The 26,922-nt window shown below is 65.4% G+C and carries 45 protein-coding genes; 8 read left to right on the plus strand and 37 right to left on the minus strand.

The features are described from left to right. Positions 1–50 precede the first annotated feature (50 nt). The gene (locus AD72_RS14900) at positions 51–278 is read right to left on the minus strand and encodes a hypothetical protein (protein WP_031467107.1); all 228 of its coding nucleotides are present in this window, start codon (positions 276–278) and stop codon (positions 51–53) included. A 268-nt stretch (positions 279–546) separates the two neighbouring features. On the opposite strand from AD72_RS14900, the gene AD72_RS14905 reads away from it, so the two are divergent. Beyond that, positions 547–777, plus strand: coding sequence for a hypothetical protein (locus AD72_RS14905; RefSeq protein WP_031467108.1), 231 nt, complete (start codon positions 547–549; stop codon positions 775–777). Between the two features lie 57 nt (positions 778–834). Here the strand turns inward: AD72_RS14905 and AD72_RS14910 are convergent, their stop codons facing one another. Then, complete coding sequence (locus AD72_RS14910) at positions 835–1,017, minus strand: hypothetical protein (RefSeq protein WP_031467109.1); 183 nt, start codon at positions 1,015–1,017, stop codon at positions 835–837. A gap of 65 nt (positions 1,018–1,082) precedes the next feature. Beyond that, a complete protein-coding gene (locus AD72_RS14915) occupies positions 1,083–1,688 on the minus strand; it encodes a hypothetical protein (protein ID WP_051898623.1) in 606 nt (201 codons plus the stop codon). 172 nt (positions 1,689–1,860) lie between these two features. Here AD72_RS14915 and AD72_RS14920 point away from each other — a divergent pair, with 172 nt between their 5' ends. Then, positions 1,861–2,052, plus strand: coding sequence for a hypothetical protein (locus AD72_RS14920; protein WP_051898632.1), 192 nt, complete (start codon positions 1,861–1,863; stop codon positions 2,050–2,052). Positions 2,053–2,137: 85 nt separating this feature from the next. Continuing rightward, positions 2,138–2,587 carry a hypothetical protein gene (locus tag AD72_RS14925; RefSeq protein ID WP_031467112.1) on the plus strand — a complete coding sequence of 150 codons (450 nt, stop codon included), beginning with the start codon at positions 2,138–2,140 and terminating at the stop codon, positions 2,585–2,587. A 90-nt stretch (positions 2,588–2,677) separates the two neighbouring features. On the opposite strand, the gene AD72_RS14930 is transcribed toward AD72_RS14925, so the two are convergent. From AD72_RS14930 to AD72_RS15040, 24 genes are all read right to left on the minus strand, one after another. Then, positions 2,678–3,121: a DUF4145 domain-containing protein gene (locus tag AD72_RS14930; RefSeq protein WP_051898624.1), complete on the minus strand. Its 444-nt coding sequence runs from the start codon at positions 3,119–3,121 to the stop codon at positions 2,678–2,680. Between the two features lie 283 nt (positions 3,122–3,404). After that, complete coding sequence (locus AD72_RS14935; RefSeq protein ID WP_031467114.1) at positions 3,405–4,034, minus strand: hypothetical protein; 630 nt, start codon at positions 4,032–4,034, stop codon at positions 3,405–3,407. Continuing rightward, a complete protein-coding gene (locus AD72_RS14940; protein WP_031467115.1) occupies positions 4,034–4,639 on the minus strand; it encodes a hypothetical protein in 606 nt (201 codons plus the stop codon). Before AD72_RS14940 ends, AD72_RS14935 begins: the two co-directional genes overlap by 1 nt. After that, positions 4,636–5,043 carry a hypothetical protein gene (locus AD72_RS14945; RefSeq protein ID WP_037345914.1) on the minus strand — a complete coding sequence of 136 codons (408 nt, stop codon included), beginning with the start codon at positions 5,041–5,043 and terminating at the stop codon, positions 4,636–4,638. Before AD72_RS14945 ends, AD72_RS14940 begins: the two co-directional genes overlap by 4 nt. A gap of 206 nt (positions 5,044–5,249) precedes the next feature. Continuing rightward, a complete protein-coding gene (locus AD72_RS14950; protein WP_031467116.1) occupies positions 5,250–5,432 on the minus strand; it encodes a hypothetical protein in 183 nt (60 codons plus the stop codon). A 4-nt stretch (positions 5,433–5,436) separates the two neighbouring features. Continuing rightward, on the minus strand, positions 5,437–5,685 hold the full coding sequence (locus AD72_RS36560; RefSeq protein ID WP_031467117.1) for a hypothetical protein: 249 nt from the start codon (positions 5,683–5,685) through the stop codon (positions 5,437–5,439). Continuing rightward, complete coding sequence (locus tag AD72_RS36565) at positions 5,682–6,095, minus strand: RusA family crossover junction endodeoxyribonuclease (protein ID WP_197284978.1); 414 nt, start codon at positions 6,093–6,095, stop codon at positions 5,682–5,684. The genes AD72_RS36560 and AD72_RS36565 overlap by 4 nt, the downstream gene beginning before the upstream one ends. Beyond that, positions 6,092–6,580 carry a zinc finger domain-containing protein gene (locus AD72_RS14965; RefSeq protein ID WP_031467119.1) on the minus strand — a complete coding sequence of 163 codons (489 nt, stop codon included), beginning with the start codon at positions 6,578–6,580 and terminating at the stop codon, positions 6,092–6,094. The genes AD72_RS36565 and AD72_RS14965 overlap by 4 nt, the downstream gene beginning before the upstream one ends. Beyond that, on the minus strand, positions 6,577–7,335 hold the full coding sequence (locus tag AD72_RS14970) for a hypothetical protein (RefSeq protein WP_031467120.1): 759 nt from the start codon (positions 7,333–7,335) through the stop codon (positions 6,577–6,579). The genes AD72_RS14965 and AD72_RS14970 overlap by 4 nt, the downstream gene beginning before the upstream one ends. 5 nt (positions 7,336–7,340) lie before the next feature. After that, on the minus strand, positions 7,341–7,610 hold the full coding sequence (locus AD72_RS36570; RefSeq protein WP_156365201.1) for a hypothetical protein: 270 nt from the start codon (positions 7,608–7,610) through the stop codon (positions 7,341–7,343). Continuing rightward, the gene (locus tag AD72_RS36575) at positions 7,607–7,777 is read right to left on the minus strand and encodes a hypothetical protein (protein ID WP_156365202.1); all 171 of its coding nucleotides are present in this window, start codon (positions 7,775–7,777) and stop codon (positions 7,607–7,609) included. Before AD72_RS36575 ends, AD72_RS36570 begins: the two co-directional genes overlap by 4 nt. Beyond that, on the minus strand, positions 7,774–8,637 hold the full coding sequence (locus AD72_RS14980) for a DUF2303 family protein (protein ID WP_031467122.1): 864 nt from the start codon (positions 8,635–8,637) through the stop codon (positions 7,774–7,776). Before AD72_RS14980 ends, AD72_RS36575 begins: the two co-directional genes overlap by 4 nt. Then, the gene (locus tag AD72_RS14985; protein WP_051898625.1) at positions 8,630–8,965 is read right to left on the minus strand and encodes a hypothetical protein; all 336 of its coding nucleotides are present in this window, start codon (positions 8,963–8,965) and stop codon (positions 8,630–8,632) included. Before AD72_RS14985 ends, AD72_RS14980 begins: the two co-directional genes overlap by 8 nt. Positions 8,966–8,999: 34 nt before the next feature. Beyond that, positions 9,000–9,326 carry an HNH endonuclease gene (locus AD72_RS14990; RefSeq protein ID WP_051898626.1) on the minus strand — a complete coding sequence of 109 codons (327 nt, stop codon included), beginning with the start codon at positions 9,324–9,326 and terminating at the stop codon, positions 9,000–9,002. Then, on the minus strand, positions 9,323–9,877 hold the full coding sequence (locus tag AD72_RS14995) for a DNA N-6-adenine-methyltransferase (protein ID WP_051898627.1): 555 nt from the start codon (positions 9,875–9,877) through the stop codon (positions 9,323–9,325). Before AD72_RS14995 ends, AD72_RS14990 begins: the two co-directional genes overlap by 4 nt. After that, positions 9,874–10,260 carry a hypothetical protein gene (locus tag AD72_RS15000; RefSeq protein WP_031467125.1) on the minus strand — a complete coding sequence of 129 codons (387 nt, stop codon included), beginning with the start codon at positions 10,258–10,260 and terminating at the stop codon, positions 9,874–9,876. Before AD72_RS15000 ends, AD72_RS14995 begins: the two co-directional genes overlap by 4 nt. After that, a complete protein-coding gene (locus AD72_RS15005) occupies positions 10,257–10,826 on the minus strand; it encodes a hypothetical protein (protein WP_031467126.1) in 570 nt (189 codons plus the stop codon). Before AD72_RS15005 ends, AD72_RS15000 begins: the two co-directional genes overlap by 4 nt. A gap of 142 nt (positions 10,827–10,968) precedes the next feature. Continuing rightward, positions 10,969–11,448, minus strand: a complete 480-nt coding sequence (locus AD72_RS15010; RefSeq protein ID WP_156365203.1) for a hypothetical protein — start codon at positions 11,446–11,448, stop codon at positions 10,969–10,971. Between the two features lie 199 nt (positions 11,449–11,647). Next, complete coding sequence (locus tag AD72_RS15015; RefSeq protein ID WP_031467128.1) at positions 11,648–12,088, minus strand: hypothetical protein; 441 nt, start codon at positions 12,086–12,088, stop codon at positions 11,648–11,650. Between the two features lie 2 nt (positions 12,089–12,090). Next, positions 12,091–12,321 (minus strand): hypothetical protein, encoded by a 231-nt coding sequence (locus AD72_RS15020; protein ID WP_156365204.1) that lies wholly within the window; start codon positions 12,319–12,321, stop codon positions 12,091–12,093. Further along, entirely contained in the window at positions 12,314–12,703 is a 390-nt protein-coding gene (locus AD72_RS15025; protein WP_031467130.1) for a hypothetical protein, read from the minus strand. Before AD72_RS15025 ends, AD72_RS15020 begins: the two co-directional genes overlap by 8 nt. Beyond that, positions 12,700–12,984 (minus strand): hypothetical protein, encoded by a 285-nt coding sequence (locus AD72_RS15030; RefSeq protein ID WP_031467131.1) that lies wholly within the window; start codon positions 12,982–12,984, stop codon positions 12,700–12,702. The genes AD72_RS15025 and AD72_RS15030 overlap by 4 nt, the downstream gene beginning before the upstream one ends. After that, positions 12,984–13,397 carry a hypothetical protein gene (locus AD72_RS15035; RefSeq protein WP_156365205.1) on the minus strand — a complete coding sequence of 138 codons (414 nt, stop codon included), beginning with the start codon at positions 13,395–13,397 and terminating at the stop codon, positions 12,984–12,986. The genes AD72_RS15030 and AD72_RS15035 overlap by 1 nt, the downstream gene beginning before the upstream one ends. A gap of 179 nt (positions 13,398–13,576) precedes the next feature. Beyond that, positions 13,577–13,762, minus strand: a complete 186-nt coding sequence (locus AD72_RS15040; protein ID WP_231644840.1) for a helix-turn-helix domain-containing protein — start codon at positions 13,760–13,762, stop codon at positions 13,577–13,579. Positions 13,763–13,819: 57 nt separating this feature from the next. Here AD72_RS15040 and AD72_RS36580 point away from each other — a divergent pair, with 57 nt between their 5' ends. Continuing rightward, positions 13,820–14,332 carry a hypothetical protein gene (locus AD72_RS36580; protein ID WP_156365206.1) on the plus strand — a complete coding sequence of 171 codons (513 nt, stop codon included), beginning with the start codon at positions 13,820–13,822 and terminating at the stop codon, positions 14,330–14,332. 316 nt (positions 14,333–14,648) lie between these two features. After that, the gene (locus AD72_RS15050; RefSeq protein ID WP_197284979.1) at positions 14,649–15,797 is read left to right on the plus strand and encodes a helix-turn-helix transcriptional regulator; all 1,149 of its coding nucleotides are present in this window, start codon (positions 14,649–14,651) and stop codon (positions 15,795–15,797) included. A 334-nt stretch (positions 15,798–16,131) separates the two neighbouring features. Here the strand turns inward: AD72_RS15050 and AD72_RS35630 are convergent, their stop codons facing one another. The 4 genes from AD72_RS35630 to AD72_RS15070 all read right to left on the minus strand — a co-directional run bounded on the left by AD72_RS35630 (position 16,132) and on the right by AD72_RS15070 (position 19,001). Then, a complete protein-coding gene (locus AD72_RS35630; protein WP_082468958.1) occupies positions 16,132–17,274 on the minus strand; it encodes a site-specific integrase in 1,143 nt (380 codons plus the stop codon). 196 nt (positions 17,275–17,470) lie between these two features. Then, positions 17,471–18,088: a hypothetical protein gene (locus AD72_RS15060; protein ID WP_156365207.1), complete on the minus strand. Its 618-nt coding sequence runs from the start codon at positions 18,086–18,088 to the stop codon at positions 17,471–17,473. A 242-nt stretch (positions 18,089–18,330) separates the two neighbouring features. Further along, entirely contained in the window at positions 18,331–18,741 is a 411-nt protein-coding gene (locus AD72_RS15065; protein WP_031467137.1) for a type II toxin-antitoxin system VapC family toxin, read from the minus strand. Then, positions 18,729–19,001 carry a type II toxin-antitoxin system Phd/YefM family antitoxin gene (locus AD72_RS15070; RefSeq protein WP_037345920.1) on the minus strand — a complete coding sequence of 91 codons (273 nt, stop codon included), beginning with the start codon at positions 18,999–19,001 and terminating at the stop codon, positions 18,729–18,731. The genes AD72_RS15065 and AD72_RS15070 overlap by 13 nt, the downstream gene beginning before the upstream one ends. A gap of 489 nt (positions 19,002–19,490) precedes the next feature. Between AD72_RS15070 and AD72_RS15075 the strand changes: the two genes are divergently transcribed. Then, the gene (locus AD72_RS15075; protein ID WP_051898630.1) at positions 19,491–20,075 is read left to right on the plus strand and encodes a hypothetical protein; all 585 of its coding nucleotides are present in this window, start codon (positions 19,491–19,493) and stop codon (positions 20,073–20,075) included. A gap of 186 nt (positions 20,076–20,261) precedes the next feature. Here AD72_RS15075 and AD72_RS15080 read toward each other — a convergent pair whose 3' ends face one another. Then, positions 20,262–20,441 carry a hypothetical protein gene (locus AD72_RS15080; protein WP_031467139.1) on the minus strand — a complete coding sequence of 60 codons (180 nt, stop codon included), beginning with the start codon at positions 20,439–20,441 and terminating at the stop codon, positions 20,262–20,264. Beyond that, positions 20,441–20,824: an SLOG family protein gene (locus AD72_RS15085; RefSeq protein ID WP_031467140.1), complete on the minus strand. Its 384-nt coding sequence runs from the start codon at positions 20,822–20,824 to the stop codon at positions 20,441–20,443. The genes AD72_RS15080 and AD72_RS15085 overlap by 1 nt, the downstream gene beginning before the upstream one ends. A 570-nt stretch (positions 20,825–21,394) precedes the next feature. On the opposite strand from AD72_RS15085, the gene AD72_RS36585 reads away from it, so the two are divergent. Next, positions 21,395–22,498 carry a pentapeptide repeat-containing protein gene (locus tag AD72_RS36585; RefSeq protein ID WP_197284980.1) on the plus strand — a complete coding sequence of 368 codons (1,104 nt, stop codon included), beginning with the start codon at positions 21,395–21,397 and terminating at the stop codon, positions 22,496–22,498. A gap of 538 nt (positions 22,499–23,036) precedes the next feature. Continuing rightward, positions 23,037–23,234 (plus strand): hypothetical protein, encoded by a 198-nt coding sequence (locus AD72_RS15090; protein WP_055731201.1) that lies wholly within the window; start codon positions 23,037–23,039, stop codon positions 23,232–23,234. 66 nt (positions 23,235–23,300) lie between these two features. Here the strand turns inward: AD72_RS15090 and AD72_RS15095 are convergent, their stop codons facing one another. From AD72_RS15095 to AD72_RS37180, 4 genes are all read right to left on the minus strand, one after another. Beyond that, positions 23,301–23,498 carry a hypothetical protein gene (locus tag AD72_RS15095; protein ID WP_031467142.1) on the minus strand — a complete coding sequence of 66 codons (198 nt, stop codon included), beginning with the start codon at positions 23,496–23,498 and terminating at the stop codon, positions 23,301–23,303. Positions 23,499–23,520: 22 nt separating this feature from the next. Beyond that, complete coding sequence (locus AD72_RS15100; protein WP_031467143.1) at positions 23,521–24,183, minus strand: hypothetical protein; 663 nt, start codon at positions 24,181–24,183, stop codon at positions 23,521–23,523. Beyond that, a complete protein-coding gene (locus AD72_RS15105; protein WP_031467144.1) occupies positions 24,180–24,473 on the minus strand; it encodes a hypothetical protein in 294 nt (97 codons plus the stop codon). The genes AD72_RS15100 and AD72_RS15105 overlap by 4 nt, the downstream gene beginning before the upstream one ends. After that, the coding region (locus tag AD72_RS37180) for a DNA cytosine methyltransferase (RefSeq protein ID WP_231644841.1) at positions 24,470–26,922 on the minus strand (2,453 nt) is incomplete at its 5' end. The genes AD72_RS15105 and AD72_RS37180, both read right to left, overlap by 4 nt.

A 26,922-nucleotide genomic window follows, 5' to 3' on the forward strand; every position in this document is an offset into this window, starting at 1 on the left:
CCCTGGGCGTACCACCGTTCAGCACCCACCCGGAATTACATGGAAATGCATCACAGCGGGCGGCCTCCGTTCGGGCGCTGGCTCGGGTAGATCCCGAACACCGCCTTGAAGATGTTGGCCGCCAGCCCGTGCACCATGTGCTCGGGCACCTTCTCCGCACGCAGGGCCCGCACCAACGCCGTGTAGGGATGCGGCGACTTCGCCCACCGCGCCAGCCCCTCACCCTTGGTCCAGTAATGCCACAACTGCGGGCCGAGGATCTGCAATGCGGAGGCCACACGCTCACCTCCCGTGGTGGCGTGATGCTGTTTGCGTGTTAGCAGAACTGTTTACGTGTTAACAGAACCGGTAGCTACTTGCCACGCTTCGTGTTGTGGCTGCCTTTCTTCGGGCCGGGCTTGTTCCCGCGCCCGGACAGGCGCTTGTCCTTCGGGGTGCCGGGGTTCGGTTTGGTGCCAGGCATGGCGACTGCTCCATTCCGGTGATGCGGGTAACGGGTGAGGGCGAGCGGTCGATGTCCAGCACACAGCCACTGGAGGGCCAGCTATGGGCATGATCCGCAAGACGACCTCGATGATCACGTTCGGTGCGGTCGATTTCCGTTCCGACAAGGAGCGCATCGCCCGCAACACCAAGAAGGGCGCGAAGGAACTGCGCAAGCAGAACGACCTCATGATTCAGCAGCAGAAGCTGGCCGCCAAGAACGCGAGACTTGAGCGGAAACTCGAAAACGAAAGCCTCGCCGAGCAGAATCGCCTGCTTGCCGAGGAGGAGTGATCTGGGCATAGCGCCGCCCCTACAAAGCGTGATCTTACCCGTGACCTGCGCGGACGATCAAGCCGCCTCGCGCGCGACACGCCGCCGGTACACCGCAGCGACCTCGGCGGGTTCGTAGCCGCGGCCGGGGCTCAGCAAGCCGAGGTGGCGCCACCGCCGCAGTGTGGCCGCCTGGATCGCCGGGAACCCCAGGTGCTCGAGCGCGGCGATCGTCTCGCTCGCCGACAGGCGCCTACCCATGCCGTCCACGGTAGACGAACCCCGCGAGCTCCCTCGGGCTCGCGGGGTTCGCTGCATCGCCGCGGTCAGTGCCAATGCACGTTGCGCCGGGTGTCGATCCGGGGATCAGTCTCAACGTGGCCGTAGTAGTTGGTGTTGAAGTGGTCCAGCTGCGAATCGGAATCGTCGTAGTTGTAGGCGCGGTGGATGTCCCTGATCGCCTCGAAGAGTGCGCGCATTGCGGGCGTGGCCACCTTGTGCTCCTGGCCGAAGTCGTCCGACTTGATCGTCCATCCCCATTCGGCAGGAATGTTGCGGATGACAATGTCGATCGACCCGCCGCCCGAGAAATGCTCGGTGCGCACGCTGTACTTGATCTCGGTGGGCGCCCCGGCGATCGGCGCGAACAACGCGGGCGTCTTGTCGCTGTCTCCGGTGGCGGCGTTGCCGACCTTGCGCGCGAGCTTGATGTCCTGACGCATGAGCTTCGCGATCTCGGCCAGCGGCAGAGAACGCACCTCCCGATACCGGGCGCCCTCCCAGCGGGGATAGCGCACCCGCCGGGCATCGGCCGGTGCGGCGACGCGCTGCAGGCGCACCAGGGCGCGGCGCGCGGCATCGCGCTCGGCCTCGGAGGTCTTCGGGTGCTCGATCAGCGCGGTCAAGCGGTCGATGGTGCTGGCAGTGGACATGTTCGGCCCCTTCGTTGAAGTGACTGGGTTTCCTTGCTGACACCACAAACTATACACTCAAACTAGCAGTTCTGCTAGTGTCATTGATTCGAAAACTCACCCTCATATCTATTTCTTTCCGCTAGCAGATCTGCTAGTATTTCGTTGTCAGCAAGGAAGGGAGGGGGTGATCATGGACAAGGACGTACGCAAGCTGATTCGTCGGCTTGAAGCGCAGGGGTTCGAGGTGCGGTACTCAGCGAAGGGCTACCCGCTCGTCTACCGAGATGGAGAGTTCGTCACGAAGCTGCCGCAGACCCCGAGCGACTGGCGAGGGTTGAAAAACTCCGTCGCCCACCTCAAGCGTCACGGGTACCGCCCGTGATGGTTGAGTGAAGGGGACCGGCTAGTAATCGGCTAGCCGGTCCCCGCCCACAACCAGGTGTCAGCAAGGAAGGGGCGAACCCAGAATGCCATGGTTCGCGGCGCACATCGAACTCGACGTGCGCCCTACACACGAGACCAACACGGACACGTTCTTCGAACGCCTGCAGCCACACCACGCCTCCACCGGGTTGAGCCCGTATGGCTACCTCGACGCGCAGCTGTCCATCGAGGCGCGCACCCTGCCCGAGGCAAGCACCGCGGCAACCCGCGCGGTCACCGAGGCCGCCCGCGCCGCCGGATACGGCACCCCGCAGATCGTGGCACTCGAGGTGCTGACCGAGGCCGAGCACACCGCCCGGCAGGACAACCCCGTGGTGCCGCCGCTGCTGTCCAAGGCCGAGGCCGCCGCCGAGCTCGGCGTCGTGCACCAGCGGGTACAGCAGCGCGCCGACGAGCTCGGCGGAATCAAGGTCGGCAACGCCTGGGTGTTCCCCGCCGCGCGGATCGCCGCCGACCGCGACCATCACGGATAGTCGCCGACCAAGAACAAAAAGAGTTCGACCCCGAATCCGGGGTCGAACTCAACATGCGGAAGTTATCTCTAAGATTTCAGCCTGCCAATTTCACTTCCCAACCTTCTCCTCCCGCTTCTCTTTCATCTGCTTCAGCGTCTCCCCCGTTATGAAGATATCATCAAGAACACTAGCCATCAGTGTAAGCACCTCCGATGAATCCTCCTTTTCTGGTACGATCTTTAAGTCATGGACCGCATCGTTTCCTGAGTCACGAATCCCGTGTGCAGCATCCTTGACAAATAGTCGAATATGCCCTTGCTCGTGAAGGTTGTCTATCTTCTGCTGCAAGTTCCCCTTGACAGCCCCCTTGGTCTTAGCCGCCGCTTCGATTACTGCTCGAGCCAGGATCACAGAGGATCGGTAGCAACCAACGCTGTGCGCCCTATGGGCCTCATCCGCCATGCTCGCGATATCGGCCGGAACGTGATCATAAGTTTTCCCAATCGGACCCATGGGATGCCAGACTATTTCCAACTCTCCGGTGTCGATCATTTCGGTAACAATATCCGGGTGATCATTAGTGTCATCACAAGAAGTCAACCCCACGCTGTGTGCATTACATTCACCACACACGAACGCCAGGGACCATCCTTTATGTGTACTCGACAAATGTTGAAGGTGAGGGATTAGGTTGAGCTTCAGTCGGGAAGGACTGCCAACAGGTTTCTGCTGCGCTTTCACGTTGCAGCACCAACATTCGCGAGCGACCACGGCGATACACCTCTCGGCATCAAACGGGCAGTATAGCTATTGATCGGGCATTGGTCGTGGTGCGTTACTGGCGCACCTGCACCCCCTGTGACACATGCAAACGGGCCAGGTCCAACCCGGTGTAGACGGTTCGGCACGATCGGCACCGCACCCCGGATGCGTCCGGGAGCGGGTACACGTGTCCGCTGCAGTTGATGCGCATGCAGTCGCCCGCAGGCGGGTCCGGGGCGAGTCCGACGAGCTGCACCAGGCGTCGGCGGATCTCGTCGAGCTCGAGCGCGTACTCGTCGACCCACGGTTGCGCGAGGATCCATCCGTGGTGGCTGCGCAGGAACGCGCATTCGTCGGGCATGTTGACGTGCTCGGACTGCTCGATCTCACGTTCGCGGGCGATGATGCGGGTCCACAAGGTGATCGCGGCCAGCGCGCCGACGTTCTCATACTCGTCAACCTTGCTGCGCGGGTCCATTTCCACGATCACGTCGTCGCGGGCCGGGGAACGGGAACCGTATCCGGGCGCGTGCCGCGCTTCCCCGCCGTGCACCGGCAGCGCGGAGAGCGCCGCGAAGCAGGCTTCGATCTCACGCAGCCACCGCAGGATCCGGTTCCCGCAGTCGGCACACAGGTTGCTGCTCGGTTCGGCCTCGACGGGGCGGGTTTCGCTCGAGCAGCGCACGCACACCAGACTGGTCATCACTGCGCCTGTCCGGAGATGTAGGGCGCGACAACCTGGTCGAACCAGCGCATCGCCTGATCACCGCCGCCGACGAAGGCCACCATCCCGTCGTAGCGGTCATGCCACTCGTCGGTGTACTCGTTGCACCACTTCCACTCCAGGCCCTGATCGTCGAGCCACTTGCCCAGCTTGGACATCAGGCGAACGTGAAGTTCGGAGCACCGCTCACCATTGTCGCCGCGGTAGCCGTAGGCGGTATCGAAGCTGAGCACCACCTGCGCCCAACCGTTCTCGCTCGGATCGCTGTCGATGCAACGTCGATGCTTCTCCACCTCCTCCTGGGTGACGACGTGCTCCGGGTTCCACAAGCTCGGTCCCACTTCGGCATCGCAGAACTTGTCGCAGACGTGCCGGATCCCATCATCGTTGCTGTACTTGACCGTGAGGATGGCGGACAGTCCGATCCCGATGGGGTTCGCGATCCACTTCACCGAGGCAGATAAGTAGCTCTCGCCCCGCTCGGGCTCGATATCGTCGGGAGTGTCCAGCAGGTCTCGGCCGAAGCGGTAGACCTTCATCGCGTCGACAGGGCCAGCGATGGCCACCTTGGTGTTCAGGGTCATGGCCGCACCTGGCCTCTGCCGAGCCGGGCGTGCCGGTCGAATCGCGGGCCGGTGTTGCGCTGCTGCTGGAACTGCAGAGCGCGGCGCATAGGGGCGTCCGGCCGTGGCTGGGTGAGCTTCGGGAGATTGGCGCTCGCAGCCTGGAATGCTCGCGCGAGCCTGGCCGCCGTGGCCTCGGCGAACGCTCGAACCACCGCGGCGAGCGCGTTGTGCGCCTCGAGCATGCGCGCCACGGCATCCGGGTCGACCTCGTCGAACCATGGTCGTGTGGCACCCGCGCGCCCGGCGTGCCACCGTTGTTGGCAGGACTCCGAGCAGAAGTCGTCCGAGGGGGAATCGCCGAGCTCACGGCCGCATTGCTGGCAGCCGATCGCGGCGTCGATCTGGTCGAGTATGTCGTTCACAGCGCGCCCCGATCTGACCATTGCACGCCGTCGCCGCCGTAGTGCGGGCCGTCGTGCTGGGCGCCGAACACGCATCGGCGGCGCAGGCCGTCGAGGGCGCGTGACGGACTTGCACTGCTCGTCCTCGGGCTCGGGAGGGGCGAGGCGTTCGAGTGCGTCGGCGATTCGCTTCAGCGCCAAGGTGATCGCGCCGGGTTCTTGGGTGCTCACTGCTGTACCTCCACGGTGATTTGCTTGATCCCGCCGCGCATGCCGGCCACGACCGTCACGGGCTCGGCCCCGTCCGCGCCCGCGTGCAGGGCGCGCGTGACGAAGGTGGCGAGCTCGTCGAGGGTCATGCCGGTACGCCGGTCGGTGGCTTCGTTGGTGAGTTTCTGGTGCAGTGGCATCGGTTCATTCCTCCTCGGCGGGCTCGGAGTTCGCGCCGAGCGCGACGTGGTGTTCGGGGACGACGATCTCGGGTGCTTCGAGCGGTTGGAATGCGCTACGCGGGATCTGCAGGCTGACCTTGACCACCACGCAGCCGGGTTCGGTCTGCGCGGGGTGTTTCTGGGTGCACTTGATGACCCGCAGTTCGTGGCCGTAGCTCGGGTGTTGCCGTACCTGCAGGTAGGTGGTGCCGGTGGCGTCGGTGGGTTTCATGGCGTGTGCTCCTGGGTGGTGACGGTGAGCCAGAGCCGCCGGGGCCCGGGTTCGGTGTGGATGATGGGCATTTCCTCGGTGACGTAGTCCGGGGTGTCGTCGGGGACGATCCCCGCGTCCACCAGTCCGTCGACCGCGGCTTTCTGGGTGGGCATGAGGTTCGACGGGTCGCGGCGAGTGGCGTCGCTGACGCGGTAGTGCAGCCGCACGGTGATGTGCTTCTGGCGGCCGATGCGGGCGGCTTTCGCGGCCCACCCGACGCCTTCGCGGATCCGGGATGTGCGCGCGGCGCGGCGGCCCCAGTCCAGGCGCATGTTCGCGGTGAGCGGCGGGCCCACCTGTAGCGAGGTCTGCTCGCCGCGGCGGTGCGGTGGGCGCAGCATCGGCACCTCGAGCTCGTAGTCGGTCATCTCTGGCTCTCCTGGTCGGCCTTGTCTCGCCGGGACGGGTGCGCGGCCACGGCGATATCGGGTTTCCCGGTGCGTCCTGATCGGGTGCAGGGGTAGCCGGGTGCGGCGTGGCAGTGCGGGCAGGGCACGGACAGGACGGGTCCGTGTTTGGGGACCCAGCCCAGCGAGGCGGATACCTGGTCGACGATTTCGCGGACACGCGTGTCGCTGGCTGGTTGGTTCAGCATGGTCCGGTGTTCGGCCATGCGCCGGGATGCCTTGTCTTGGCGGCGGCCCCGGATGATGACGGCGACGTGGCTGGGCATGATCCACTCGCTGGTGTGGTGAAAGTGCGTGATCACCGCGTCTCGGGCCTCGGGCCAAGTCCAGCGTCCGAGGGCGGCTTGCTCGCTCCACGCCTCGAGGTCGGATTCGCTGGGGTTGCGCCCGTCGTGGGCGACGATCAGCGAGAGCAGATCGACCACCTGGTCGCGGGTCAGGGTCATGATGCACCGCCTTCGAGGGCTGGCAGGGGTGTGGATTTCAGGGCTTGCAGGGCGCGGATCTTGTCGTCCTTGGTCGGCTTGCGGCCGCGGTTCGGTGCGCGTTCGGCGGCGTTGCGCATCCAGTTGCGCCAGGTGGCGACCCAGTCGAGCTTGGTCGCGTCCTTCCCGGTTTTGGCTTGCCAGTAGTCGATGAATTTCGCGGTCTCGGTGCGCCCGTCGACGTGCGGGGTGTGTTCCCGGGCCCAGGTCACCATCTCGGGTGTGGCGGCGAAGTCGTCGGGGATTCTCGTCCCGCGCGTGGCTTTCTTGGAAGACGAACGTAGTGAGTCTTCTTCTTTCTCTGGTACGGGACGGGTCGGGGTAGCGTTTTGCTTGGCATCACCGCTGGCACTTGCTTGGCCGTTGTCAGCGGTTTGCTTGGTGTTGTGGGCCTTGGCCCGCCCACCCCGGCGTCCGGCCTCGGCGCGTTTGGCCCGCAGGTCTTTCACCTGGGCCGCGGTGGGCTGGTAGCTGTCCCATTCGTGGAACCGGTAGCCGCCTTTCGTTCGCCGCCACAACCCGCGGTCGAGCAACGCTTGCACAGCGGTCTCGGGGGTATCGCAGAGCCGCGCGGGCAGGTTGGCGGGCACGAAACCGTCGGTGAGGTTCCGGGCTGACCAGCTACCGGCACGGGTCCACAACGCCACCGCACTGTCCGGCGCGTCGAACACCTTGGGATGGTCGTAGAACGAGTCGTCGACCTTGAACCACGGCATGCGGGTTACGACACCTTCCTCGTGTGATTCGTCGAATGCGTTGCCAGCCCGAGACGGTCGCGGATCCGGCCGACGGTGTAGGTGGACCATTTGGTGTGCACCGCGATCTCGGTGTCGGTCCATCCGGCGTGCCAGAGCTCGGCGAGTAGGCGCTCACCGTCCTTACGGTCCAACGCCTCGGCGGGCAGGGCGCCGCGCATCGCTTCGGCGTAGGCCCAGCGGCGGCGCTCGGCGTGCACGTCGGGCGGCTCGGGTATCCGTACCAGGCGGATCACGACGGGCCCCGGTTCAGCGCGGCCACCGCCACCCGCAGCGTGGACCACCCGGGGCCTTGGTCGGCGAGCAGCGCCGAGACCGCCGCGTCCACCGCGGCCGGGTCGGGGCCGGGGACCACCCGCGCCAGCTCGAGAGCCGACGCGGGCAGGTCCGCGGGTCTGGTCATCGTTGCGGGGTAACGCTGTCGGGGCGCACGCCGTAGTGCATCGGCACCCCCGAGAGGGTGCCCTCGTCGATCTGTTCGACGAGCTCGTCGAACGCCTCACGGCGGGCCACGTCCGGACGCAGCAGCTTGTACCCGATCTTGAGTTCCCCGTCCTTGATCCGATACCGCAGCCGCGCGGTGACGTTGACCGGATCGGCACCGATGAACGGGGCCAGCCGCAACTCGAACCGTTCCGGGACCTCGATCTCGCCGCGGCTTCCCGCTTTCGCGGTGGTTTCCTCGGTGAACGACAAGGCGATGTCGCCCGAGTCCAGGTGTGTCGACCGGTTGAAGTCCGCGCGGGTGTGGGCGCGGAAGGTGCGGGCGATCGTGTACATCGCCGCCGAGTCCGGCGAGACGATGGTGTGCGACAGATCCTCGATCAGCTCGGCGAACCACTCCTGAGCCCCCAGGTGCCCGTCGGCTTCGAGCCAGCGCCGCCAGTCGGGATCCTCCAGCAACCGCAACTCGACCCCGTGATCCCGCCAGCCCGCCAGCTCGGAATTCGCGTGATCGTTGAACACCGCCGCCACACAAGCGGTCGCCTCGTGGGCCCACAACGTCGTGTTCGCGTTGGCGAGCCGGTTCACGTAGGCGATCAGGCTGCCCGGATCATCCACCCGCGCCAGCCCGCGCAGACGCAGCGGCACCTCGAGGTACTGCTCAAGATGCACCACTTCGAGGTGGCGGCGATCATCGAGTACCCGCACGATCGTCGGCGCATCCAGACTCGGCCGGAACGGCAGCGGGTGTTCGGCATCATCGGCGGCCACCGCGTAATCGGCGATCCGCTCGATCGCTTCGGCAGTCAGGTCAGTCACGGTCTACCTGCTCTCTCGGCCACAGGCCGGATTGATGGGGGTGTTCACGCGAGAGCTCGCCGCTATTGCTGGCGAACCAAATATCGGTTTTCCGGTCGAACCGCGGCAAGGCGGGTTTGATGTCGTCGGTGACCTCGACCATCGCCTCGCCCGCTTTCGAGGGCTTCACGCTCACCGTGTACGTGAGCTTCCCCGCGCGGCCGGTCTCGCACACCGCCGCGACCAGGGCCATCACCTGCGCGTCGAGCTCGCGGGCCGTGCGGCCCTTGTTGTGTTCAGCGAGGAACGCCAGGAATTGGCCTCCCGCGTCATGTTCGTTGTCTGGCAACGAATTTCACTTCCTTCCCATTTCTCGCGCGGCCTTATGCCGCGTCGCTTGGTTCCAGAACCGGCACGTAGTGGCCGAGATCGTCGAGGAGCACCCACCCGTGCCACGCGGTCAGCACCGGCACCGCGGCCGGGTTCATCCACGACCGGCACGCCCACCCGAACCGCACCGCCTCGTCCGGATGCTCGGTGACATACCGGTGGCACGGCGAGCACAACCACATCCCGTTGGCAGGCGCCCAATGCCCGCCCTGGGAGCGGTTCTTGCGGTGATGCCACTCGGCGGCCTGCACATAGCCGCACCGCTCACACCACAGCCCGGCACGGTCCTTGACGATCTGGCGTGCCCTGGTCTCGTTCATGCCGCGGCACCTCCTCGAGCAGCGAAGGGCAGGGGGTCTTGTGCCGCGCTGTCCTGTGCCCGAGCCGTCGTACTCCAGCCCGTGACGTACGCGCCGGGGAGCCCGGAACGCCCGAGGATCCGTGCGTCCTCGTGGCCGTAGGCAATCAGGACTGAGGGGGCGCCCGAATTCTTGGCGGCTATGCCGTCCTGGCGGCAAAAGTGCACCCGGCCGTCGAGGAACAACAGCGCAGTTGCCCGCTGCCACACGGTGGAGACGAACCACGCCGTCTCGGTCCGGGCGAATACGAGCGCTGTTCCTTGGCCGTGCTCGGCGAGCCGCGCGAGCCAGCCGCGCGCGTCCCGGTTGTAGGGCGGGTTCAGCCATACCCGCCCCGACCATGCTGCGGCGAGCCCGTCACCGTCCTCGGCGGCGATGTGGTATCTCGCGGTGGGCCAAGGCCGCGGTGCCGGGGCGGCGCACGGATCGAGGTCGAAGTCCCCGAGCTCGCGCAGCAGCCACCAGGGCGTCAACCAGTTGATCGAGCGCGGTCGCTGCGATTCATGGCTCATGAAACCACTCCCGCCATCTGGTAGGCCTGCCGCACGAGTGCGCCGATGGATTGCACAGTGACGGCGATATCGCGCACCGCGCGCACGTGATCGGCAGCGGCCTGGGCTTTCGTTGCCGCAATCCGGTACGCCTGGTACTGCTCGGCGCAGCGCTCGCCGACCCACGCGTCCCGCTCGGCCGCGGTCGCGCCATCGCGGCGGACTTTCGGGCAGTCCTCGGAGAGGATCGCCCGCCGCTGCACCGACTGATAGGCCAGCTCTGCGTCGGTCTCGGCGTCGCGCGCGTCCCGCAAGGCAGCCTCGGCGCGCGCGACTTCGGTGATCGACTGGCGCAGCTTGCGCTCGACATCGACCGGTGACCACGGCCGGTAGGGCTCGGTCACGGCTGCGTCTCCTGTCGTTCCTGAAGTCCTTGCGTGCGCAGAATGTCCAGGAACTCGCCGAGCTGCTGCTCGGTGGCATCACGCGAGCCGTGCCCGTACAAGCTGTTGAAATACTCCTGAACCGAGGCCATGTGCACGCCGTTCTCCTTGACCCATACCGCGATCTCGTTGCGTAGCAGGAGTTTCGGATCCGGTGGCGCTTCCCGTTCGGCCGCGCGGTTGCGGGCCTCGTCGGCCGAAGCGATTCCCTTCTTCGTGTCCGCTGCGAGGGCCGCGACGATCGCCCGACCCCACGCCGAGGTTTCCGCGTTCTGCAGCTCGCTGCCCTTGGTGTAAGGCGTGCGTCCGGGAAACTGCTCGTAGGCCATGCCGATCCCCGGACGCTGATCCTCCGGGGACCGATACGCCGCCGCCACAGCGACGATGAACACCTGGTCGCCGATGGTCTCCACCCGGTACGGGGCGGCCAGATCGGCGGGCTGCAACGAACCGTCGGGATACTTCTCGCGGAACTCGACGATCCGTGCAGCCACGTCGATGTAGTCGTTCATCTGGAAGTTGCTCACGACCGATCACCGCCCGAACCGCCGAGCTCGGCAGCGCGCTCGTGTTCCAGTGCAGGTTCGTCCCCGTACCCGCGAGCGCGACACCGTGAGTCCCCACAGACACGCGCCATCTCCGGTGTGCACAACTCACACTCGAGCGCGCTCATGACCCACCACCCGGAAGCGCCTTGAGCGCGTCTCCGAGAAGTTCCTGCCACCGCTGCGCGATGACCTCACCCGCACCAGGCTGAGCGCGGAACGACACGTACGGGCTGCCCTCGCGGACCTCGATACCCGGCACAACCTCGCCGGTGGATTCGATCACCGCGGCACCGTGCTTCTTCGCCGAATCCTTGAGCGCAGCCAGAAACGAGTCCCGCACGGTCGGCACGATCTCGTCGGGCCGATGTTGCCGTACCCACTCCAGCAGGGCCCGCCCGTCGGTGACCACCGGACGCACCTGCCCAGAAACCAACGACACCTTGCCCAACTTGGTGTCATCATCCAGAGCCGCGGCCTTCGAATCACCGGGCTCCAGCTCCTCGAGGAACCGCAGCTTCAACTCGGCTTGCGCGTCCTTCACCCGCGCCTCCAGCTCCCGCAGCATGGCCAACCGAACAGCCAGAACGCGCCCGTCCTTCACGCCACACCACCATTCGCAACATCCCGGTACCAGCACAGCGCGTCGGCCATCGCCTCCGCGTGCGCAGCCGGATCACGTCGATACGTCGCGGCGATCGGTTCCCGCAGATCCCGCGGCAACCGCGACCAGCACCCCCGGCACGCGAACAACCGCAACGGCACCATCCGCCCGCACCCGCCCGGACAATCGTGAAGGCGTGTCATGAATCGGCCCCAGCTACCGCCAGCAGCGGCGCACACCGCCACTCGTACCGATCGACGGTCCGGGTCTGCTCGACCATCGGAACCTGCACACTCGGATCCGGCACCATCTCGGTGACGGTCTCCTCGCCGACCTTGACCCGCTCGCACACGTCGGAGCGGTCGCCCAGAGCCTTGAACCTCATGTCGTGCCACGACACCGCCAAGTTGAACCGTTCCCCGTGGATGTCTTTCTCCACCTTCGCGCCGTGTTCCAGTGCCGCACGCGCGATCGCCGCAAGTTCCTTCGCCGAACGCGGACACCAGATATCAAGCCCATACGTCCGATCCAGGTACGCCACCCGAATCTCCGGGTGCGCCTCGACCATGTCCGCCAACGCGCGCAGAGCGTCCGCCTTACGTCTCGCAATGTCCACAGCGGACTCGTCAACAACGGCCATCGTCACCGCTCCTTGTTCATTCGTTCAGTAATCGCCAGAAGGGCATTGAGATCGCGGCTCCGAACCGCGGACAGGTACATCGGGCTGCGCAGCCGCATCGCGGCATGCCGCGGACAGAACTCGGCATTCCCGATCCGCCACGCCGCCATCTCCCGGCAGCGCTTGTGATCGCAGCGCTCGCCCAGCGCCATGGACGCAGCCGAATGGACCTCACAGATCGAGTAGTCAGGCATCCGCGGTCACCGCCTCACGCGGTGGCACCAGCGTCCGGCGCCCCCGTCCGGGGCGTTCGAACAAGCCGTCCATCCCGCGCGGCTCCGGCCTCGGCCGGGGCTCGGTTCCGCCGCCGGGTGGCCGGAACTCGGTGCAGATGTACAGCTGCGCCAGCGGCACCCGCCCGAGCTCGTCGCGTGGACCGTCCAGCCACTCAGCCGGGGTCTTTCCCGCCAGCGCGGTCAACAGCAGCGGGCAGCCGGACCCCTTGTTCATGTTGCGAAACGGCGCATCCACCAGACACCGCTCGCACCACATCGCCGTCCACGCGTGCCCCTCGGTGCCGTTCGCGAACGGCGCCCCGTCCCGCGCATCCGCCTGGATCTCCGCATAGGTCCTCATCGCGTCGCCCCCAACAGCAACCACGCGATCCCGACACCGACCAACACCAGCGCCGAACACACGGTGAGCGCGACACGAACCGCATGCCGACTCGCCGGAACTCGTTGCGGCGCAACATAAGGGACGGATGCCATCAGCTGTCGCTGCAGACGAAGCTCGGCGGCAGTCACCATCACCGGCGTGGGTTGCTCCTCCAGCCAGCGAAGCACTTCAATCAAAGCGTCGCGCTCGACGCTCACCTGATCGTCAAGCGGCGCAAGAACTTCTCCCCAGTCGCTCATCAACCGTCCCGCCCATCGGCCCACGTGCACGAAGTGCAGCCCCGATCGCCTGAAATCTGATCGCGCCACAACTCGCCCGAACCGCACTCCGGACACGTCCCGGCGATCGCCTCGACCGGCGCCGTGTCCGGTCCGGTTTCCTCGATCGGCGAACGCATCGAGATCCGCCAGAACCCCTGGTTCCAGCGGGCCCGCAACCGCTCGTCGTCATACGGGTTGATCGGCTCGTCGTGCTCGGCGGCCCACTCGTCCCCCTCATTCCATGCGCGGACCTCATCGGTGGGGATGTGCAGCTCCGAGATATCGGCCATCGCAGCCGAACCGTTGCGGGACAAGATGTCCTGCGCAGTATGCTTCGCGACTCGGCGAATGAACGTCGACCGATGTCTACCCTTATACTTCTTGGTGTTCACGGGAAAACTCCTTTGTTCCGTTTCCTGTGGGCAGCGGTCCCGGTGTTTGCGGCACCGGGGCCGCCTTTTGTTTTCGAACCTGAAGCGGGGAGGCCCGGTCCGAGCGTGGGGCGCTCGGGGTCCGCTCGGACCGGGCGTTGCCTCAACCGGTGCCTGAGGTGCCGGGAGGCAAGCGCGAGTCATGCTGCGTGGTCGCCAATGCGCTTCTCGAGCATCGACACGGGCACGTTCATCGCGTGCGCTAGGCGCGCGATTACTTGCGGAGTTGGCTTCTTGCGGCCGGTGCGCAACTCGGAGAGATAGCTCTGAGAGATGCCCGCCTGCTTAGCGAGTTCCCGAAACCGGATCCCGTCTTTCGCGGCCATCACCTCGAGCTCTCTCCATGGCGATCTACCTGTTTTCATGCACGCACACTATCGCGCATGTTCGCATATACACAAGCAGTATCGCGAATCTTCGCGATCATTAGCGCATTCAGCCACGTCAATGACGTCACATGGGCGATGCGTTGCGAACTTTTGCGAAGTACACTGCTCGCCATGGAAAAGCCAGAACCACCCCCGGAAGCCGTACTGCTCGGGACAGCACTCAAGCGATCCCGCATGTCGGCGCGGAAGGCGGCCGAAAAGGTCGGCATGAGTGACGGCCGATTCCGACAGATCATCAACGGATACCAGTCACTCGGCGCCGGTCAGTACGCCCCAGTCGAAGGCCCTGCCGAAACGATTGCCCGAATGGCTCAAGTACTCGAAGTGTCCGTGGGAGAGCTAGAGCAGGCCGGACGCAAGGACGCCGCCGAGGAGTTGCGGATTCTCAGCGGCGGCAGTGGAGACACCGGCGAGCCCGAGGGGCAGGAGTGGATCATTCGGGAGCTCAAGGAGGTGCGGGAGCGAATGGAGCGAATCGAGGAGTTTCTGGCGCAACAACGTCGCTAAACCACCGTCAGTAGAGCGATCTAGTCGAACAGTCGTCCAATCAGGTGCAAATTGCGAGGGGCACTCTGTGTACCCCTCGAGGGAGTCGCAGGAGCATAGGCTGCTTACTTCTTGATAGTGCAAAGGTTGGAAGGACGAATGATCGTGGAGAGATCCGACGAAGCTGACAGAGTCACGGTCGCAGACGGGCGCATCGTTTGCCGAGCGCCAGACCCGTTGAGTCTGGCCGGGGCGATTCGACTGGCACTCCAGCTGGTCACCGCCGTTGAGCAAACCGTCTGCGACGACTGGGGGCACGATGCAGCTCGGTGAACACGTGGGCACCCGAATCCGACAGGCCCGCGGAAAGCTGTGGACAAGGCAGCAGTTGGCCGACGCGGTGGAGTGCTCACCATCGACGATCAAGAAGCTCGAGCACGGCGATCGCCAGCCGAGTTTGAGCCTGCTACATCGCATCGCAGAAGTGCTCAACGTCCGGGTCGCATGGCTGGCCGGCGGCCCGCTCGTCGCAGAGGCCGCACCCGACATGGCCGCGGTCCGAGCGGTTCTCACCCCGATCGCGGCGGCGAACGCCGAACCTATCGCACCGGAACGCGCACAGGGCGCGGTCGACTACCTGTTCGCCCTCTACTGGGGTGCACGATTTCACGAGTTCATCGCGCTGGCACCCGAGATCATCGAAGGTCTGCGGGCGGCACTGCGCGATCGTCCTTCGCCGCGACTCCATGAATTCGTGGCGCGCGTACTCTGGCCGCTGGGGATCGTCGCGACGCGCGTCGGGTTCCCCGCGGAAGGACTGCTAGCCGGTAGCGGAGCGCGCGAGCACGCGTCGCTCTCCGAGGATCCGCTACTGGTCGCCGCCGTCGAAGTGGGGTTCGCGCACTCCCTGCAGATCGACGGTCGCGACGATGACAGCGCCGCCACCGTCTTGCGAGCCACCCGCGGCATCGAGCCGCAAGGCACGGTGACGACCGAACAGCTCGGAATGTACTCGGGCATGCTGACCATCAGCGCCACCGTCACCGCGGCAGCCGGACGACTCAGCGAAGCCGAGGACCTGCTCGACGAGGGGCGCCTCGCCGCCGAGCGAATCGGACACGACCGCATCGACTACCAGATCCCATCCGGACCATCGATGCACCTGATGATGGCGACAACCTCCTACGTCAACGCAGGCGACTACGACCGCGCCCTCAAGGAAGCCACACGGATCCGGGACCGTTCCCTCTGGGGCGCTACCGGACGATCCGTGCTCCTCTCCGAACGGGCCCTCGCCGAGGCTCGGACCGGCAAATACACGGCCGCGCTCGAGACCTTGAAAGAATTGGAGATCATCGCCCCGGAATGCCTCGACGAACCGCTCCCCCGACTGGTTCTCACCGAACTCATCGACCGGACATGGACAAACTTTCGGCGATCAGACCTCATACGGCTCTCTCAACGGGTCGGCCACCTCGACATTTAATGACTACGGGCTGTATCAAGTTTGCGGTACAGGCCACTTTCTCGAATTCACCCGGTCGCGGTAGGGCGAAGCTCCTGCCTCGCCCCGGGGCGAGGACTTTTTGAGGACTGTTTCAACCGGACACGCCCGGAAGCGTCCGGGAGTCGCCAGTTCGACATTCCAACGGCCTCGCAGATTAACCAGTAACGCCCGGAGTCTTCCAGACAACTTCGGACGTACGTCCTTCTAATCTCTAGGTCGCAGGTTCGATTCCTGCCGGGGGCGCCCACGGGCAGGTCAGAGGGGTGATCTACGAGCGAGAGCTGGGATCACCCACGTCTTACCCACGTCTTTCCTAGGCCGCCATTGGACTGAACCCAGCTAGAGCGCTCGCCGCTCTCGTACTCGCAACCTTTCGAGCCATGTAGATATCTTGGGTCATTGATGGTCGCTCATGCCCGAGGTAGTCGGCGATTTCACGCGCAGAGAGGCCAGCTGCGTCAAGGCGCACGGCGACGAGATGTCGGAAGGCGTGCGGGTGCAACCCTTCCCACCTGGTGCCCTTGATCACACTACGGAGCTGCTTGCGCGTGTTGTCTGGCTCGCGCAGTTTGTCGAGGGTGTTCGGGAAGACCCATGGGCTTGCGGCCGTGTGGCTGCGACGTTCGAGGATCGTCATAACCCAATCTGGCGGAGCGATCGTGCGCATCCCGGCTTCGCTCTTCGTGTACTCCTGGACGTAGAGTCCTACCCCCGTCTCGCGGATGACAGTCCCTTCGATCGCCAGAGTCCCCTTTTTGAAGTCACATTTCGGCCAATCGAAGGCCAGCATTTCGCCGATCCTACAGCCGACGCCAGAGAAGACATCTAGCATATCGATGAGATCATACTTCTGCGCGGCCTCTATTAGCGCGATCCATTCACGGAGTTCGCTCCACTCCTCTTCTGCAAGGTCGTATTTGTCCTTCTGCCGTTTGCCGCTTATTTCACTGGTTTCCCGGATCGGATTCTTTTTGATTAGATCTAATCGGACAGCTAGACCGCAAATTCCACTAAGAATGACCTTGGCCCGGCGAGCGGATGCGGCACCGGAATTTTTTCGGATGGTCTGGATAATTTTTTCCGACCGGGAAACCCGCTCAATCTCGAACACTTTAAGCCCTATGATCGCCGTCCTGATATTCCGTTCCCAGTCACGGCGATAGGTTTCCTTCGTCCGCGTGGACTTGTCAGACTCTGCAACGCTGTTGATCCAGTAGTCTCCAAGATCAATCAACAGCGACTCAGGGGTGAATTCCCCATCACCGTCGATCTTGGCGCGGTCGCGTAGCGCCTCGCGGAGGCGGTTCTCCGCTTGCCCGGCGGAAGCCCCGTAGCGCTCAACTGGTCGCGTTTGGCCGTCGTAGTCGCGGTAATGAGCACGGGCGACATGCTGATCGCCCCGCTGAAAGGTCCAGATCCTCCCCCAGGTTCCTAGGGGTAATGATGGTCGTGGCATACCTCTCCCTTGACGACACCAGCGCCCGCCGAGCACTGAATCTCTTCGACAGTCTAGCGTCGACAGTCCCAGTTCACGATGGACCGTGAACTGTATGTACTGCCTGGAAAGTACTGGTTCACGCTGGTTTCGTCGGCATCGTGATTGGCATCGCCCCGCGAAGCGCTTCGCGATTCGTCATACCCATCCGGTCTGCTCACCGGGTGAAGATGTCGCCATGCCTGCCGATGTTCACGGCGATGGCGAATTCGGCGAGTTCGTACATCATCTCACCGTCGTCGCGGGCGATCACCGGCCGCACTCGGTCGCCGAGTCGGAATGCCCATCCGTTCTCGTCGATGGTAACCACGAGCGGCTCCTTGACCCGTATGCGCCATGGCGTGTACAGGCCCGGAAACAGCAGTACCCCGCGCTCGTCGAGAACCGATGCTTCCTTCTCGAGCCGGGTTCCCCGGTATTGTCCGGCGATCTCCTCGGCGAGCAGGTCCAGCAGCCATTTCCGTTGCACGGCGTCTGGTTTCGGGAATCCGTCGCACACCGCGTACACCCGCCGTAGGGCTTGCCCGGCCCACCGGTCCAGCACCCGCAGCCCCTCCTCACTCCCGAGGATGGGGTTCCCGCACTGCCCGGCTTCGCGCAGCCAGTCCTCGAGCACCCTGATCGCGGCGTCCTCGATCGTTCGGGTGCACAGCCGGGGCGCGGAGACCACCTGTTGATGCACCGCAACCCCCACGTAGAACGCACTCGGTGGACGCTGGGCCATCTCCCGCGCCCGCTCAGCGTGCTTCTGCTCCATCGGACTCAACCGCTCCATACAACCCCTCCACACATTCGAACGTATGTGCGATTATCCATCTTGAGGTGCGCAGATAGCAACCGTGTACCGAGGAGCGCGGAACCGACTCGTGGTGGTCCTCAGCGAAGTAGGGTGCCGCGCAGGAGCCCGGAGTTTTCAACCGAACGGCGGTTCAACGAGGTGGCGCACTACCTCGACGACGCAGCCGCAAAGGCTCGGAAGCTGAGCGAGGAAAACGGTGAGGGGTACGGCGGATGAGGTTAGGGCCTGGGGTTGATCAGTAGGCAGTCCACGCCGGGCAGGTCACCGAACGCGGCGCGCTGATCGGTGGTCGCGACCGCGCGGCCGTTGGTTTTCGCGATCGCGGCGATGATCAGGTCATGGCTGCCGCGGGGTCGGCCTTCTTGGCGGGTGTGCTGCATGAGTCTGGCGTGTTCCTCGGCGACCGCGAGGGAGTAGTCGAGCACCGGCGCGGCTTCGAGCACGCCCTGCAGGTACTCGCGGTTGGCCTCGGCGCGTTCCCGGTCGTTGTCGAGCAGGCACCCGAGTTCGAACTCGGCGACCGCCACGGCGGGGATGGCAATGTCGGCGGCCTCGCCGAGGCCGAGCTCGGACAGGTCGTGTTCGGTGCCAGCGATCAGGACACCGGTGTCGAGGACTACTCGCTCCACGGGTCGGTGTCCAGATCAGCGGACGAGACCTCGTGTACCGCTTCGAGCCCGCGGTGTAGGGCCTCGGCCGCGCCGGGGTGGATCCGCTTGCGGCCAGTCTTCATCGCCTCGAGCACGGCCTTACCGTTCGCGCGCGGCGCCGGGGTGACCAGAGCGACCCGCTCCCCGCCACGCACCACCGCGATGCTCTCCCCGGCCGCGGCCTCGTCGAGTAGCTTCGCGAAGTTGCGCGACGCTTCGGTCGCCGTCCATTCCTTCATGTCCTCAGATTATCAGATCGACACGAGTTGCACCGCGCTCGCGGGCCGCCAGATCAAATGTGACGCACGCCACATGATATCGAGAGTGGCTAGTTGACCTGCACTTTTGGGACAACGATAGCGCGAACAGCCGACGTGGACATGAAAAATCGCGCCACCGGCTTGCGCTAGTGACGCGACCTATACTAGTCTGCGGGGTGGTGTGTTGTAAGCACACCATGGCCCTACGGAGCTATCCAACTCAATAGATGTGCACCGCTCGTTTTCGCTATTAAAACAGTAACACAAGATATGTGGCACACACTAGCATAGTGTGTGGTGATTCACGGCCCGTAGTTTCGGGTGGTTTTCAAGCGGTGCACAATCTGTTAGGCCAGGTCAGCGTGGCGCTGATGCTGGTTGCGGTAATTCCCGGGCTTGTACTGTCCGTGAGCAGAAGGGACTGCCCGCTTGAGCAGCACTAGCGATGTACCGCGTATCGGGATTCGTGTGGCCGCCGACTACCTCGGCAAAGACCCTGTCGCGGGAACGAGGATGGTGAAGCAGCAAAAAGAGCGCTACCTCGACCCGGATTCTCGCGCCTTCGAAGGGTACCGCGCGATCGTGAGCGGTCTGAAGAGCGCACCGATGTCCATCGACCCGCGCCAGACCCTCGACAACGTCCGGCGCCACCAGGATTGGCAGGTCGCCGCGTTCCGGCAGATCAGTGACGGGTTCCTGGACTGGCTGCCCCGTGGGAGCAGCGGAATCAAGACCCAGCCCGCGACCTGGGCGGATAGCAACCTGCAGGTGAGGATCGCCGACACGGTAGGGCTGCGCCTTCGCTCCGGAAAGACCATCGTGGTGGTGCCCTACCTCAAGGAGGAAGAGCTCGCCAAACCGACCGCGGAGATGGTGCTGGTGATCGTCGAGGACAAGATCGCCGAGATCTGCCCTGAGGCCACGCCCGTGGTGCTCGACACCCGCCGCGGGCGGGAGTTCAAGCTCCGCAGCAACGCCAACCGCGACATCCTGCGGGCGAGCGTGCACGCACAGACAAGTGCATACGCTGACTGCTGGGCCCGTGTCGCCTGACCAGGCACACCCCGCACCGACCGTCCGGAACCGGGCGGATCGGGTTGTAGCGTGAGAAACGGGGTGGGCCAGATACCCGCTGGCCCACCCCACTCTCTGCTGCCGGTCAGCGACCGCACTTGCAGCACACCCATTGCCCGTTGACTTTGTGCTTGTAGCAGCCTTCTTCGCACGCGTGCATGGTGTTCACCTCCTCGCCTGGAATCGGATTTCGGCGACCCGTTCGGTGATCGCCGCACGCTGTTCCTCAAGTTCGGCCCGCTCGGTGTCGGTGATCCGGTTTTCGAGCTGGTGGTCGATTTCGTTGGCCTGGTGGCCGAGGTCGAGTAGTCGGCTCATGGCGATCTGGGTGTCCTGCTCGGTCATCACGCCCTCCCGAGGGGTGTGTGGGTGTAGCGGTGGGTGGGGATGCCCGCGGTCTCGGCGAGCGCGGCGGTGTGGCTGGCCCCGGTCGAGCCGTCACAGATGAAGGCCAGGCAGATCTGGGCTCCGGCGGCGACCATCTCGGCATTCCGGCGTGACCCTGCGGCCCGGCCGTGTGCCTGCCAGTCGGCGGGGTGGGTTTCGACCCGTCCGCCCCATGCGGACCACAGGTAGTGCGCGATTCGGTCGGCCCCGCGCGGACAGGCACCGTGGACGAGGACCGCTTTCCCGTCGCCCCACTGCTCGGCGAGCGCTGTCTGGATGGTGGTGGTGTCGGTCCAGTCACGGGATCCGGTGACCAGGATCCGGCGGGCCGGTGCTGTCATCTCAGCTACCTCCCTGTCCTCGGAATTGGTTTTGTCGGCCCCGGTTTGCGGGGTGGCGGGCTCCCCCGCCACCGCCTGAGCGCCGCTGCGCGGGCGTAGAGGCTCCGCACGAAAGGGGCTTCGAGGACAGAGAAGTTTCGCGAGCGCCAGCGGCCCGCAGGGCGCGAAAGTTGTCTGTCCGTACCCTTCTGTGCGGAGGGGCGCCCGTGCCAAGCTCGGGGCCGACAAGACCGGCCGCCGAAGGCGGTTCCGCAGAGGTCTTTCCCCTCGGCCGGCGCGGCCTTGAGCGCGAACCCGGTTGTGCTGGTGCCGGTGATCGGCGCGGCAGTTGCGTTGATGGTTAGTCGGGCTGATCAGTTCTGCGGTAGTGGTAGCCGCTTATCGCGTGATGGTTGTTCACGTGGCCGTTTGCTATGGCTGAAGCGTGTTTGCAGCTCGGGACGCATCAGCCACAACGTCAGGGCCACAACGTCAGCGGTAGGACCTCCGTCGCGTCCTCATGTACCGTTGGGGTATTCACCGCTGATGGCAGGCCACCTGCGTCTTCCGGCATGCTGTCGGGTTATGAGAATGCCCCAACTCGGCCAGACGATCGGTCGACGCAGGCTGTTCGTCCTCTCTGTCGCTGCCGTGCTCTCTGCAGTAGCAGTGTGCGGTGGACTGATAGTGCTGGCCCTAATGCTCCCGGTGCCTGCTGACCGACTATCTGCGGTCCTCGATGCGGTCAAGATCGGACTGAGTGTGCTCGCCGGTCTCGGTGGCCTCTTCGGCCTATATCTCGCGTGGCGCCGACAGCGCGCTATCGAAACCGACCATGACCGGCAGGAACGGGCACTTGAGCAGCAGCGGACCGAATTCGAGACGGATAGGAAACACCGGGAGAACGTGGCCGCCCAGGACGCGGCTGACGCACTGTCCCGGCGCATCACTGAGCAGTACACCAAAGCGGTGGAACAACTCGGCGCGGAGGGTGCAGCCGTGCGCCTCGGTGGACTTTACGCGCTGGAACGACTCGCGCAGGAGAATCCTGAGCAGCGCGGTCCGGTTGTGAAACTCTGCTGCGCCTACCTACGGATGGCTTACACACCACCAGCGATCGGTTTGGACGAGGAAGGACAAGTACGCGTAGGAGTTCAGGAGGTCCTAAGCAGGCATCTTCAACCGAAGATGAGCGAGTCCTACTGGCCAGATACGACCTTAAACCTGCGCGGCGCGACACTGTACGAAACCGATTTCTCGCGCTGCGAAGTCGAAACGGCAGATTTCCGTGACGCCAAATTTTATGGCCAGACTAATTTTACCCGGTCCGAGTTCTACGGAGCCAATTTCACAGGTGCCGAATTTCGCGATCGTGCGCTTTTTGATTATATAACTTGCAAGGGTCGCACCGGATTTACTAGCGCTCAATTTGCGGCCGTCGGATCCTTCGTCGGCGCAACACTCCTCGATGCCAACTTCGAGCTGGCCAAATTCCAGGTACTTGCCGACTTTTCGGACGCCAACTTTCTCTCGTGGGGGTTATTTACAACTGCCCATTTTGAGCTGGCCAATTTCTCTCAAGCTAACTTTGAAGGGAATTGCTCCTTTAGGCAGGCAGAATTCGTCAACACGCCACTTTTTCGTGGTGCGTTTTTCGCACTGGGGCCACCTGAAGAGGTTTTGGACTATCTCTAATAGATCTCCAGCGCGACTACTGCTTGACGCTGATTCTTCGCGTCTTCGAGGAAGCTATCGGCATCAGCGGAGATCCGGTGGTGATCAAGGGCCAGCCGGGCCGATCAGTCGGGCTGATCAGCTCCGCAGCCGGGGCGACCGCTTATCGCGTGAAGGTTGTTCACGTTGCCATTTGCCAGGCCCTCGATCGGGGTGGTTTCCCACTCGTTCGGCGGTACACCGGCCCGGATCGCGCTCGGGTGATCGGCCCGACGGCGGGTTTCCGGTGGCAGTCTTGTTCGCTGGTCGTCGGCCGCTGGCCCCGCCGTGGTCGGGCGGCCAGGCTCGGTGGCACAACGCGTGGACAAGCGGCGGTATGTCGGGGGCTGTCGCTCGTGCGCGCGATCGTGTTGATCGAGAAACGAGAAGGCGGATGAGGTGTGATGACTCCCGGCATACACAGGAACCGGGCCGCGCGGGTGCGCCGCGGACAGGGTGGGAACTACTCGGGCACGTACTCGACTGCCCGGGCCGCACGGAACGGGCCACCCGATTGGCCGTGCCGGTGTTGGTGGCGGTCGCGGTGATCCTGTCGGCGATCGTGCTGGTCGCCTACTGGTCGGGCCCGTCGCTGGCCGTGCCGCTCGGCGCGGCCACCAGTACGGTCGCCGCGAGCGTCGTGCGCACGCGCCTGACCCGGGCTCAGCGCGCAGCCGCGCGGCGCACCTGCCAAGGATGCGACCGCAACGAGCCATAGAAAACGACGGTGCCCGGAACCCTCGTTGGGTTCCGGGCACCGCGATCACTTCCAGCCGACAGGTGTTTACCGGTCGGGCGGATTCGGTCTGGGGCGTGCGTGAACTCCCGAACCTGCGGATTGAATCTCGAGGTACACCTCGCCGAGGTCGATGCCTTCGCGGTTCGGCGCGAACTCGGTGGTTTGCAGGACGGGCAGGATCGCGGCGAGCAGTTCCGCGGTCTCGGCGGTTTCGGCGCGGGTTCCGGTGATGCGGATACGCATGGGGGAATTTCCTTCCGGGGGTTTAGCGGGCTGGCAGGTTGCGCAGTGGGGAGCGGGCCCCTTTGGGGACCGCGCGCACCGCGGCCCAGTCGATGGCCGGGTCCTCGGCGAGCTGGTCGAGGTCGCCGATCCGGTAGAGGGGCACCTCCGGTTGGGCGCGGCGGGGCTGCCAGCGGCTATGGACGTGCGCGACCGGGGCGAGCCAGCCGGCGCGCACGAGGTGGTCGAGATCGGTGCGGCGGATCCCGAGATGCTCGGCGGCCTGGTCGCCGGTGAGGTGTCGGCCGACGGTGATGGCGTGCTCAAGCGCGGCCCCGGCGGTGAAGCGTTCGAGGGCACGGCCGTCGTAGAGGGTGTGGCCGTGGTACTCGCCGACCTGGGGCAGCAGCCCCATGGTGGAAAGCTCGTGGATGGCCGCGACGGGCACGTCGCGGCCGAACCGGTCAGTGAGGTAGTCCGCGGCGCGGGAAGCGCCCACATCGGGAACCGTTCCCACGGTGGATTTGATTTCGTCGAGGCGTGCGAGCGCGTCGGCGACCACGCGGGCCGACCAGCGCCCGCCGGTCACGTCGGCGGCGGCGAGGAGTCCGTCGGTGATCGCGCGTTCGATCGCCCACTGCGGTAACCCGAGTTCCTCGCCGAGCTGGAACGGGCCGTAGTCCTTGAGATTGCGTTTCCAGTTCATCGCTTGGGGTCCTTCGGATTCTGGATCGGGTAGGCCACGGGTTTGAGCCGGTCGCGGCGGGGCCCGTCCGGGTCGGTGTTGAGCCGGTACGTGGCCGGGCGGGGGTCGGGCTCGTGGCGGCTGGTAGCCCACGCGGTGGTGGGACTGTTCGGGTCGTGTTCGGCGCGCTGGTGAGTGCGCCGGGCCCGTTGCGTGGCCCGCCGCACCCGCGCCGCAAGCACCAGCCAGGCCAGCACCACCAGCAGCGCGGCCAGTCCGGGGCCCGCGACCGCGACCGCAAGCCAGGTCATGCCGCACCTCCGAGCGCGTCGACGGCCGCGCGAATGAGCCATTCGGCGGCGGGCGGGGTGACCCCGTTGCCGAGTTGCTTGACGCGTTCGCGTTTGGAGCCGACGACGGTGTAGTCGGGGCGGAAGGCCATGGCGGCCTGGATCTCCGCGACCTGCAGCATCCGGAAGGTGCAGTCATCGATGGCGGGAAGCTCACGCGGTTCGGCGGGCCACTCGACCAGGGACTGGTGTCCCTTGGTGGTCAGCGTGCGCGCCGGTTCGGTGACCGGGGTGCACATCTCCCCACCGGGGCCTTTGCTGCTGTTGTGGCGCACGAGCATGTGGTGATTCCCCGACGCGCACACCGTGGCGAGCGGGTCGCGCACGTCGCGCGCGGTGGAACCGCCGCCGCGTAGTTCGGCGACGAACGCCAACCCGAACCGGTCCTTGGTGGACAGGGTGTGCACCGGTTCGCCGACACCGTGGGCGACGCCGGTGCCGTAGTAGGGCACCACGAGCGCGTCCTGGTGCCGCGTGGTCTGCGTCCGGAACACCTCGCCAGCGCTGCGGGCTTCCTTGCGGTCGCGGCCTTCCACGGGGACGAGGAGCGCCTCGCACTCGGTGGTGGTGCGCGTCCGGAACGCGTCGGTGACCGGTTTCGCGTCCTCGTTGCGGGTACCACCGGAGGGCACGAGCATCGGGCGGGCGTAGCGCTCGAGCCCGGCACGAATGCGCGCGATGGTCTTGTCCGACAACGGTTTCGCGCGGTCGCCGATCCGCTCGCCCGGGGTGGTCCAGTCGATCACGCTCGCTGCGGGCATCGTGAACGGCTCCACGATCTGGTTGCGGCATGCCGTGTTCGGGCAGCGGTAGACGTACTGGGCCCGGTAGCGGCCCCACCGGCGTCCGTTCTTCCAGGACTGCACCGCGCCGACGATCTCGTCGCATCCGGGACAGTACGCCTCGGGGCGGACGTCGAGGTTCGGGCGGCGGACGCCTTTATGCCAGAACACCACGTACATGCGGTCCCTGCTCTGGGGCGCGCGCGGCGCGGCCTGTGCCGGGGCGTGCATGCTGTTGAGGTAGACGATGTGGTGGGAGTAGCCGAGGCATTCCATGGCCATCAGCCACGCCTGGAACATTTCCCACCGGGCGGCATCCACGACGTTCTCCACGATGACGATCGGGTACCGGTGGTGTTCGGCGAACCGGGGTACGTCCCACATCGTTGCCCTCGACCGCTCAGCCACCGTCTGGTCCTCGGTGTCGAACAAACCCGCCTGCAGCGCACGTTTGCGGCCCTTGGCCACCGAATGGTTCGTGCACTCCGGGCTCGCCCACAAAATGTGGGTCTGGCGGTACCGGCGCGGTTCTACCTGGGAGATATCGGCGCAGTTCTTCACAACCACGCCGTCCGCGACGTACGAGTGGTCTTCGGCGACCTCCATCGTGAAGACGTCGGTCTCCTCACCGAGCTCGCCGAGGTCTTGGACGTAAGCCCAGAGGTGGAGGTCGTCGAGCAGGGTGTTCCGCCGCGTCGGAGTCTCCCGCCACTGCACCGTCCATGCCGCACGGCGCTGCACGGTGCGCCCTTCGATGACGCACTGCCCGCTGCGGTCGCTGAGATGGAGCGAGGCGGCGTAGCCCAGGCTGTGTGCAAGCATCCGGACGCCGATGGCGAGCTGGCGGGAGACCGTGCTGATGCGGGTAGTTCCTCGCGCGGCACTGCCGTCGGCCGAGACGTAGCCCGTGAGCAACGCGCGGCGGCGATCGGCGGGCATGGTCAACACCCAGCCCGGGATATTCTTTCCAGCGGCGCCGGACCCGAAATGTTCTCGCAGCCAGGTCGCGAGCTTGCGGTCGTAGTCGTAGAACTGGTGCCCCGTGCGGACCTCGCGTTCACGCCAGGCGGACGGCACTCGCCCGCGCAGCTCGGTAACTTCATCGCGCCCGCAGACGATGGTCACGTCGCCGTTGCGCTCACTCGAGGAGCCGTCGCCGAGCCAGCGACCGATCAGCCACCACGAGTCACGGGCGTCCTTGACGAGGTCTTCGGGGTCGTGCCATGGCAGGACCCCGAACATCGTGGGGTATGCGACCATGTCGCGGCTGTGACCGGCCCGGCGGATGCGGTCTATCCGGGCGTCACCGATCGGCTGCCAGTCGGGGGCACTGTACTCGCGCTCGTAGTCGTTACCCGCGACTCGAAGGGTCGTGGTGCGGGTCCAGAACTCGTGGTTCGGGGTGACCTCGGTCCCGGCGGCGTGAAGCGCGGAGCGCATGAGCAAGGTCCGGTCGCGCTTCTGGAACTTGCGCACGACCGGGCGCCAGCGCCCGCGGTGGGTGAGCACGAGCGTGCCAGGCACAATGTCCTCGACATTGATCCCAGCGGGACCGCGCTGCATCTGGCCCACATTCGCATCAGCCAGACCGCCCCCGGACCACGCCTGCACTTCCACGACGACACCGA

The organism is Sciscionella sediminilitoris (assembly GCF_000737195.2).
GTDB lineage: Bacteria > Actinomycetota > Actinomycetes > Mycobacteriales > Pseudonocardiaceae > Sciscionella > Sciscionella sediminilitoris.